General features: G+C 55.5%; 11 protein-coding genes. 3 read left to right on the plus strand and 8 right to left on the minus strand.

The annotated features are described in order from the left end of the window. The 4 genes from BS630_RS27245 to BS630_RS27260 form a co-directional block, all read right to left on the minus strand. A partial coding sequence (locus BS630_RS27245) for a hypothetical protein (RefSeq protein ID WP_077979873.1) occupies positions 1–247 on the minus strand: 247 nt, incomplete at its 3' end. A 125-nt stretch (positions 248–372) separates the two neighbouring features. Continuing rightward, positions 373–774 (minus strand): RidA family protein, encoded by a 402-nt coding sequence (locus tag BS630_RS27250; protein ID WP_017957031.1) that lies wholly within the window; start codon positions 772–774, stop codon positions 373–375. A 127-nt stretch (positions 775–901) separates the two neighbouring features. Then, complete coding sequence (locus tag BS630_RS27255) at positions 902–1,642, minus strand: SDR family NAD(P)-dependent oxidoreductase (protein ID WP_017957030.1); 741 nt, start codon at positions 1,640–1,642, stop codon at positions 902–904. Positions 1,643–1,906: 264 nt separating this feature from the next. Then, positions 1,907–2,764, minus strand: a complete 858-nt coding sequence (locus tag BS630_RS27260) for an alpha/beta fold hydrolase (RefSeq protein ID WP_077979874.1) — start codon at positions 2,762–2,764, stop codon at positions 1,907–1,909. 133 nt (positions 2,765–2,897) lie between these two features. On the opposite strand from BS630_RS27260, the gene BS630_RS27265 reads away from it, so the two are divergent. Next, positions 2,898–3,464 (plus strand): TetR/AcrR family transcriptional regulator, encoded by a 567-nt coding sequence (locus BS630_RS27265; RefSeq protein WP_017957028.1) that lies wholly within the window; start codon positions 2,898–2,900, stop codon positions 3,462–3,464. A 192-nt stretch (positions 3,465–3,656) separates the two neighbouring features. Here the strand turns inward: BS630_RS27265 and BS630_RS27270 are convergent, their stop codons facing one another. Both BS630_RS27270 and BS630_RS27275 read right to left on the minus strand, forming a co-directional pair. Next, on the minus strand, positions 3,657–4,166 hold the full coding sequence (locus tag BS630_RS27270; protein ID WP_245310511.1) for a nuclear transport factor 2 family protein: 510 nt from the start codon (positions 4,164–4,166) through the stop codon (positions 3,657–3,659). A gap of 40 nt (positions 4,167–4,206) precedes the next feature. Continuing rightward, the gene (locus BS630_RS27275; RefSeq protein ID WP_077979876.1) at positions 4,207–5,685 is read right to left on the minus strand and encodes an aldehyde dehydrogenase family protein; all 1,479 of its coding nucleotides are present in this window, start codon (positions 5,683–5,685) and stop codon (positions 4,207–4,209) included. Between the two features lie 502 nt (positions 5,686–6,187). Between BS630_RS27275 and BS630_RS27285 the strand changes: the two genes are divergently transcribed. Then, positions 6,188–7,099: a LysR family transcriptional regulator gene (locus BS630_RS27285; RefSeq protein ID WP_077979878.1), complete on the plus strand. Its 912-nt coding sequence runs from the start codon at positions 6,188–6,190 to the stop codon at positions 7,097–7,099. Between the two features lie 257 nt (positions 7,100–7,356). Here BS630_RS27285 and BS630_RS27290 read toward each other — a convergent pair whose 3' ends face one another. Beyond that, positions 7,357–7,884 (minus strand): nuclear transport factor 2 family protein, encoded by a 528-nt coding sequence (locus BS630_RS27290; protein ID WP_077979879.1) that lies wholly within the window; start codon positions 7,882–7,884, stop codon positions 7,357–7,359. After that, positions 7,881–8,834: an NmrA/HSCARG family protein gene (locus BS630_RS27295; protein WP_077979880.1), complete on the minus strand. Its 954-nt coding sequence runs from the start codon at positions 8,832–8,834 to the stop codon at positions 7,881–7,883. Before BS630_RS27295 ends, BS630_RS27290 begins: the two co-directional genes overlap by 4 nt. A gap of 136 nt (positions 8,835–8,970) precedes the next feature. On the opposite strand from BS630_RS27295, the gene BS630_RS27300 reads away from it, so the two are divergent. Next, complete coding sequence (locus tag BS630_RS27300) at positions 8,971–9,324, plus strand: winged helix-turn-helix transcriptional regulator (protein ID WP_077979881.1); 354 nt, start codon at positions 8,971–8,973, stop codon at positions 9,322–9,324. Positions 9,325–9,393 lie beyond the last annotated feature (69 nt).

A 9,393-nucleotide genomic window follows, 5' to 3' on the forward strand; every position in this document is an offset into this window, starting at 1 on the left:
CCCGCAGCGTATCCGGATTGCCTCCGCAAAGGCGCACGAATGTTGCCTGCTGAACCGCGAACATGAAGTAGCCTTCACTGGTCGGTTCAAATTCCAAACCAGCGTCTTGCACGTTCCTCGTGACTTCGGCTGTCGCATCGGAGATGGCGCGCGACACCTTCTCAAGCATCGTCTGTTCGGCCGCTTGCTGGATGGCTAGGAAGGAGCGCTCCTGCGGTGTGGGAATGGGGCAACTGTCGGTGTTCATTACATTCTCCTTGGGAGGCTGAGATTCTGATCGCATTAAGGCGGTCACAGGCTTTGGCCATGGGTCGGTCGTTGCTAAACGCGACTAGCCTTTGCATCGTAATGCAGCCGTGGTAGGCGCCAGAGTCATTCCAGGATGGCAGTGACACGGATCTCAATTCGCATCGCGGGGAGCCCAAGGGCTTCCACACCGGTCTGCGTCCAGATCGGAGCTCGATCGGGCATGTACTCACGGAAAAGACCGGCAATCGTTTCGTTCACGATCGGTGGAAAGCCTCCGACGTGATAAGAGTTGACATGGACGACATCCTTCCAGTCCGCGCCAGCCGTGGCCAAGGTTCGCCGGACATTCTCAAATGCTCTCTCGATCTCGGTCACGATTGACTCCGGAATTTCGAGTTCATCGTTCCATCCGCCCTGGCCGGAGATCTCGATGCGATCACCAATCTTGAGCGCTTGTGAAAAGTGCAAAAGCTCATGGAATTTCTGCCCGAACCCAGGCGTGACGAAAAGTTCAGGCTTTGCCATTGTGGTCTCCTATTGTGAGGAAGGTATAAGCATGGAGATGGCGCCCACCGAAATGGTGTGTTGCCGGTTAGTCCGGGCGATCGAAAAGGTGGGCACCATCGCTCCATCAGAATCTTGCACGAGCAAGTCAGGCGATTGCACCGCCGTCTGCGGTGAGAATAGCGCCCGTGATGACACTCGCGGCCGGGCTTGCGAGAAATACCACAGCGTTGGCAATCTCCCGCGGTTCGCCGTAGCGTCCCAAGGAGGTCAAGCTTTTCTGCAAGTCTGCAGCCGGGCCGTCCGCCGGGTTGCTTTCAGTATCGGTTGCTCCGGGTTGCACGAGATTGACGGTGATACCACTTGGACCAAGTTCACGCGAAAGACCGCGTGTGAAGGATGTGAGTGCTGCCTTGGACATTGCATAGGGTGTTATGCCGGGAAACGGTACCCGCTCGCCCAGAGCCGAGCCGATTGTGACGATGCGGCCGCCTTTGCCGAGATGCGGGATGACGGCTTTCGCGAACAGGACCGGAGCTCGTACATTGACATCCATCAAGGTCTGATACGCTGAGACATCCAGGTCGACGATCATGCCGTTGTGGCCAATCGCGGCGCTGTTCACAAGGATGTCCAGCCCCCCCAAAGCGGAGACGGCCTCGCTTACTGAGCTAGCAATTGCCTCGGGGTCGGCGCTGTCCGCTTGGATTGCAGCCACGCGACGCCCCATCTTTTCGATCGCTTCGGTTACCTTCGAGGCTTTTTCGGCGGAGCGTTGGTAGGTGAACGCGACATCCGCGCCGTTTTCTGCCAGCGCCAATGCGATCGCAGCACCAATGCCTCGCGACCCGCCAGTTACCAGTGCGCGTTTGCCTTCAAGATTGATCATGTATCTGTTCCTTTCCACCAGGATAAGTTGATGTGTTTCAAGTTATTTGCGAAGGACACCGTCGGATCCAACCGAACAAGCGAACACTATTTCGCGGGGATTGCTGGCATCCTGTAGGTGCCAGACGTGCAAAACTCCGTTGCTTGAACAGGAACACTTGGAATAGGTCGTAAAACCCGTACCTGTCCTCCCCGTGAAGCTTCGCGATTGTCCGCTTTTCAGTGGCCACTTGAGCCAAGCCCGACGACGACAGTCGTATCGAGCTTAGACATGTCTGATCAGGAAGCTCCGGATGAACTGAGCGATCTCATCCGCATGTGTTTCCAAGGCAAAATGGCCGGTATCGAGCAGATGGACCTCCGCGGTGGGCAGGTCACGCTTATAGGCCTCAGCACCCGCGGGTACGAATGCTGGGTCATGTCTGCCCCAGACCGCCAGGAACGGTGGCAGGTGATCCCGAAAATACGCCTGAAACTCCGGATACCGGTCAATGTTTGTTCTGTAGTCGAGGATTAGATCCAGTTGAATGTCTTCAGCACCCGGCCGCGACATGAACGCGATATCAAGTTGATAACCATCGGGTGAAAGACGCTCTTTTGATGTCCCGGTGCGGTATTGCCAGTTCTCGATCACCCCAGGAGACAGAGATGCCCGACATGCCTCTCTGTTTTGAGCGGAGGGGTCACGCCAATATGCCTCCCACGCAGTCCATGCATCACTGAACCCTTCGATGTAGGCGTTGCCATTCTGGCTGATGATGGCGGAGATTCGGTCCGGATTGGCAGTCGCCATCCTGAACCCGATCGGTGCACCGTAGTCGAAAACGTAAAGTGCATAGCGGCTGAGGCCGAGTGCCTCTGTGAAGCCCGTCATGACAGCGGCGAGTTTATCGAATGTGTAAGGGAATTCTCCACGTTCAGGTGAACTCGTTCGACCGAACCCGGGAAGGTCTGGTGCGATGACGCGGTATTGATCTGCCAACAGCGGGATCAGATCACGGAACATATGGCTGGATGACGGAAAACCGTGGAGCAGAAGAAAGACTGGTGCTTCCTTTGAACCGGCCTCTCTGTAGAAAACCTCGACGTCTTGTACCTTTTGCGTTTTGTAGCTTACGGCCATTTTAGAACTCCTTCTCAAAGGATTCGACAAACCAACAGTCGCGAATGAAAGGTAAAATACGACCGAACGGTCGGTTGTTAACCCCTTAGATTTCCTGTATCAAATGCGGAGAACCCTGGCTCGGAGAAGACGTATGAAAGTCATGAGAGAAACGATCGTATCGACTGCGAGGGAGTTGTTTCGATCAAAAGGTTATGCAGGCGCGTCGATGAATGACCTCGCGGATGCCGTGGGCCTGAAGAAATCATCGCTGTACGTCCGCTTCCCCAATAAGGAAGCTCTCGTTCCGGCGGTACTTGATCTCACTTTGCAAGAGACATTCGGTCAAAGAGACTCAGCCTCCGGGCAATGGGATGATGAATTCGTCGAGGTCATCGAATTTATCGCGACCACTCTCACTGATCGCGGCAGATGCGTAGGTCTGCATCTAGCCTACGGCACAAGTGACGAGACCCCGATTGCGAAGCATGCCGTTCGAGCATTTTTTCAAGCGCATCGCGATCATCTGTCGAGCATCCTGTCCCGCGCCATGCCTGTCGATGTAGCTCGCGACATTGCGACTGACACGTTAGCCCGTTTGGAAGGTGCCACGGCTTTTGTTGCGATATTCGGCGAGAAGGATGCCATGAAACGAGCGGTTCGCCTTTCCATCGAAGAAGCTAAAAATGCAGCCGCTGCGAAGTCACTGTCTAGCCGATAACGCCTAAGCCGTGCCGGTTAGGCGCCATCGCTCCTGCGAGAGGTGAGCAAGCGCATGCAGGATCAGGATTGTTTTTTCGGCGTTGTTTTGCCGAAAACTGACCGAAGTTTCGTTCAGTTCGCCTAGCGATTACTTGCTGCCCGAAACCTATTACATCAAGTTAGTGATCGTTGCCGCAAGGCAGACCTACATTCAGACAGTGATTTCGGACCCGTCTGGGTTCGCTTTGATGGAATACTCGCCACCGTTTCTGAAACTGCGGACCGTTGCGAAAGTATCTTCCATAAACTGCACATAAGACAGCTTGCCGTTCTCACCGCGCGCCAGAACCGAAAAGGGCGACGTCACCGTATTGCCCAAAACGTTTGATGTGTAGGTGAACGTGCCGAAGATCGCTGCTCCGTTCTTATTTTCGAAGCTGTCCTGAATTTCGAAGTTGTCTGTCGTCCAGTAACGGCCGACATCGATAAAAGTCTGAACCAGCCCTTCGGTACCTTCGTTGGTACCGGCCCAAGGCATGACCCGCTTCAGCTCCGCGTGCTCATAGTTCAGCGAAACATAAATGAAATCGTCCGTCGTGAATTGTTTTACGAAATCCAGGTCAGTCGGGTTCGACAGGATCGACTGCAATACCCCCAACGGTGACGTGGGGGATGCAGGCTCGGCTTTAGACAACTTCTTAGCGTGCGCATTGATAGACATCGTATATTCCTCCTTCTAAGTGACTTTGGGAATTGAGGTGTCAGCGTTGCGCCAAGCCCGGCTTGAGCGCGATGTGCTTGTGTTCGATGAAATCGTCCAGCGCGGCCAGACCGTTCAAGCGGCCAACGCCAGACTGCTTGAACCCGCCCTCCTCGGTACCGTCGTAGACCCTCGCCCAGTCATTGATCCACACCGAGCCCGCTTCGAGCGCCTGCGCGACGCGCAAGGATCGATCTACATCGCGTGTCCAGATGCTGGCCGACAGTCCGTACTCATTGTCGTTGGCAAGACGGATCGCTTCCGCCTCGTCAGAGAACCGCTGAATCGTCAGCACTGGGCCAAAAGTCTCCTCCTGTACGATAGCAAGACTGTTGTCGGAGACTTCCAGAAGGGCCGGGCGGAAGAAAGCGCCGTTTGCAAGGGGACCCACATTGATGGGTCCGCCCCGCTCGACGACCTTCGCGCCGGCTGCGATAGCGGCCTCGACCACACCATCGACCCGCGCAACGTTAGCGCGGTCGATCAGCGGGCCCATATCGCTGGAGGGGTCGGCGGCGGGGCCAACCTTGACGTTGCGCAATCTCTCCGCCAAGCCGTTGCGCACGGCCTCATATTTTCCATCCTGCACGAGCAAGCGGGACCCCGTCATGCAGAACTGACCGCTGAAGACAGTCAGCGCCTTTTCCAGTGCCGGCAAGGCGGCATCAAGGTCTGCATCGTCAAAGACGATCATCGGCGTCTTGCCGCCGAGCTCCATTCCGAAACGTTTGAGGTATCTCGCGCCGGCGCTGCTAATGGCTCGGCCGGTACGGGTAGATCCGGTGAAACTGACGACCGGAACCTCCGGCGAGTCCACGAGATAGGCGGAGCCCTCAGGACCGCTTTCGAAAAACAGATTGATCACGCCATTCGGAAGATCCTCTGCTTCCGCCATAATCTCGGCCATGACGCTTGCCGTCTGTGCGACTTGTGCCGGGAGTTTGATGACGGTGGTGCAACCAGCAGCGAGCGCTGGGGCGAGTGATCGGATCGTCAGAATAACCGGAGAGTTCCAAGGTGCAATGACCGCCGCGACTCCCATCGGTTGCCGAAGGATCACGGAGATGCTCCCGGGCTTTGGTGTCAATGCCCGTCCACCTTCGACCAGGGCAGTGGCTGCCGAGTAGCGGAGTTTGCTCGCAACCATGTCCAGCTCGAATGCAGCTTCAGCCTTTACCTTGCCGTTCTCCAACGACAGAATTTCGAGTAGTCTGTCGCGATTGCGTTCGAAGGCGCACGCTAGTTGGTCGAGCACACGAGCCCGTAATTCATGATCATGCGCCCACATTGTTTCGCGAAAGGCTTTAGAGGCTGCTGCCACCGCAAATTTCGCTGCCTCAAGGCCGTAGTCGGGGTAGTGGCCGATTACGTTATAAGTCGCTGGGTCTATTGACTGTTTCAACTGACCTTCTTGGCATTGAGATCCGCTGATCCAATTGAAGGCTTTGCGGCTCGGTTTGTTGTCGAGGGGCATCGTCATATCTGTGGATCCTTCCACTTTCGAGTATTCGTCCGGAAAGGACGAGGCTAGAGCCGGTTACGTGATTGCCACTGCACCATTACCTGTTCGATTTTGCCGACAATTGTCCTGACTGCGGGTTGGCTAACGTTGGTGACAATTGGCACAACCATGAGCGTTGCGCCCAGTACTCGCAGCGGCATTGGCCAATCCTGCATGCAGTCGCCTACAATCCAAACAATCAGAAGGACGCTTGGGTAGACGGCGAGCCACACCATCGCAGTCGTTTTCAGGCGTTCGAATATTACCTGCCGCAATCCTGTCATTGCTTGCTTGATCCTTTACCCGGCGCGTTGAATGATCAACGACGGGAGACACGGGCATGAGTGTGAGACATGATTACTTCCTCCCAATGCTTAGCTCGACGTTCTAGTAGCGGTCTGCGCGAACAGTTGCTGTGTAGATATTGGAGAATCGCGGCTGTTGACGGAATGGGGGTCTTCGTCGCATCATACCGGACATAATGTCTTCAATCGTCTCAATAGAATCCCTTAGCGGCCTCGTCGCGTTTTCAGTCGCCGTCGAAACCGGAAGTTTTGCGGCTGCGGGAAGGAAGCTTGGTCTGTCTGCATCGGCCGTGGGAAAGGCGGTGGAGCGACTTGAGGCGCGTCTAGGCCTGCGATTGCTGAACCGTACGACCAGATCGCTAGCCGTGACCGGGGAAGGCGACATTCTATATCGATACGTCGCCCGCATATTGAAAGAACTGCATGACGCTGAGCAAGAGCTTCACTTGGTTCAAAAGGCACCCCGAGGCCGCATTAAGGTGAGTGTGCCCACAGTCTTAGGTCGCAAGATCATCATGCCGGCGCTTCTCGATTTTCGCATCCGCTTTCCAGATGTGATGACCGAGATCAGCCTCGATGACGTCAAGGTTGATATTATCAATGGTGGGTATGACGTGGTGCTGCGGCTAGGTGAGCTGGACGATTCGACGTTGCGCGCTCGGAGGATCGGACCACACACTTTCATAACGTGCGCCTCGCCGAAATATCTTGCACACCGCGGCACCCCGCAAACTCCGTCAGATCTCCATAATCACTGCTGTGTTTTTTATCGTTTTCCAACCACCGGTCGGCCGGAAGTTTGGGCCTTCAAAAATTCACTCCAACCAACGCCAATCAAGCCCTCTGTCGTTTTAAATGACGGCGAGGCACTTGCATCCGCCGCACTGGGTGGCTTGGGGATTATTCAGGCGCCGAGCTATCTCGTAAGCGAAGACATTGCGGCGGGACGGCTTCAAGCTGTCCTCGCAGATTACACGGACGAACGTGGCAGCGTTTCGCTCGTCTGGCCCCCTATGTCGGCACGAGCGCCCAAAGTTCGCGCCTTCATTGATTTCATGGCCGAGCGCGTTTCCCAAAAGCTTTATTGAGTCGGCACCCAAGATTTCTGTCCACTGCTATGGGACAGTTTACTGTTTAGGATCGATCTCATGGGAAATGCTCTTTAATTCAAGCCACTTAACAGCAGAAGCGCAGGAGCCGAAGGTCGTATCCGTTCAAGACCAGCGATGCGCATCGCGGCGCCAACGGGCAGAATGAGCGATTTCTGATAGAAGGGCGATTAGCGTCGAGCCGGTTCCGTCGGCTGCGCGGCGCTCAAAGCGAAGCGGGCTTGGTCGCAATGGCCTTAGCCGAAGGTTTCCTGGACATGCATAAGGTCGGTGTATTCCCTTACGCTCGCAATCTTTCCATCGCGGATCTTGAACAGAATAAAGTATTCGTTCTCGTAGATCTTGCCGGACGTCGTGGTTGCCTGCGATCGCGCCTCAGCAGCGATGCTATCTCCTTCGCCGATCAGGTTGATGACTTTCATATCAAGACCGTTCGAATAGGCCGTAAACATGTTGCGGAACATGCTTGCAGCTTCCGTTTTCGTCTTTGTCCCGGCCGACGGAAACAGGTGCGGCTTTCCATTGACCCACCAAGTTGCGTCCTCTGTCATGCCATCAATTAGACCATCAGCATTTGATGTCTTAAAGTGATTACAAAACTCGCGCACGATGCGCTTGTTGTCTTCAACGCTCATATCGTTTTCACCATTGTTGTTGCGGCTGAATGCGCTTCGCGTGACGCGATAAGCCAGCCTGTGCCATTTCGACGTCGACAACTGCGTGACCGTATTCCGGCGGTTGTCGGCCCCGACGGACTGGTTCAAAGGCCGAACTGCTTCCTGTCGCCGCGCCAGTCGGACGACTTCAGAAACTGCTCCCAGGAAAGCGTCTCCGGATTCAAGCGGCGGCTCCATTCCAGATCGTGTTCCTTGTCGAAGTAGCCGTACTCGACCGCAAATTCGACCATGCCGATCAGTTCATCGACAAGAAGCTCATTGGCGCCGAATGCCGGAAAGTATTTCAGCAGTTCTTCGCGCTTGAAAGCGCTACGGTATTCTGCCTTGATGCCGGTCACGTGCTGGAAAGTTTCGACCATCTCACGCGGCGAAATGATGTCGCCGACGATTGGAAGGGTCTTTCCTTTGAATGTCTCCAAGTCGGACAGCACAGAAAGGACGGCCGGTCCCGTTGCCGTCATAGGATCGACGAACGGCGCGCGGAAGTCCCCAGGGAGGTAGATCGGCATGAGGAGCGTGTCGCCTTCCATCTGCGGTACGTAATATTCCAGCAGGTTCGTATAGAAAAAGGCGAGAGAGACGAACGAGTGTGCAATTGGCAGGGTGCGAATGTAATCGGCAACGAGCGCCTTGTCGGTGAAGTGAGGCGTGAACTTCTTCCCACCCGAGATCTTCTCGACATTTTCTAATGTCGAGAAGACGATGTGACCGACGCCGGCTTCAACGGCTGCATCGGCCAGTTGTTTGCCCAGGGCAAATTCGGCGTTGTCTTGTGGCAGAAGCTGCGGCGTCATCAGGTACGCGCCATCCGCGCCCGCAAAGGCTGCGACCAGTTCCTTCTGATGGCCGGGCCCCAGCGGTGCGACCACAACTTCCGCACCAAGAGCTGCGAGGCTGCGAGCTTCTTCTGAATCGCGGTTCCGGGTCAATGCGCGAACCCTGTATTGATTGCTCTTGAGAAGTGTCGTCGCCACGCTGCGGCCTTGCTTGCTCGTTGCGCCAACGACCGAGATAAGTGGCTTTTGTTCCGTAGACATTGTGAGGCACAGCTCCTTCTTGAGGTGAAACGGCTGGAACAGGCCCTCCGGTGCCAGCGCGTCCTTCTTTTCACTGCCGTGAAGTAGGAGTATGACGCTTCTGAATGAAGTACGTACAAAGAGAGCATGTAGTATCATGGATGATAGTGCCAAGCCGAAGCGCAAGCGCAGTACGGCCAACCGGACTGGATGCGCCGTGGAAGCGACAATCTCGGTCATCGGGGGTCTGTGGAAGCCGGTGATCCTGTTTCATCTGCTAGATGGCAAACTGCGGTTCAACGCGATCTGCCGCCTCACTCCCGCTGCGACGCCGCGAATGATCACGCTTCAACTCAGGGAGCTGGAAGCCGACGGCGTTATCAACCGCATCATTTATCCCGAGATTCCGCCTAAGGTGGAGTACGAGCTCACGGAGCTGGGAAAATCCTTAGAACCTGTGCTTGTTAGTATGTGCAACTGGGGTACGCGGCTGCAGGAGCTAAGAGCCTGACTCGAAAAGGTTTCAACGATATCCGTACCTTGCCAAGCGTCGTGTCAGGACCCGGATGTGGGCGATAGT

Source organism: Rhizobium laguerreae (assembly GCF_002008165.1).
GTDB classification, from domain to species: domain Bacteria; phylum Pseudomonadota; class Alphaproteobacteria; order Rhizobiales; family Rhizobiaceae; genus Rhizobium; species Rhizobium laguerreae.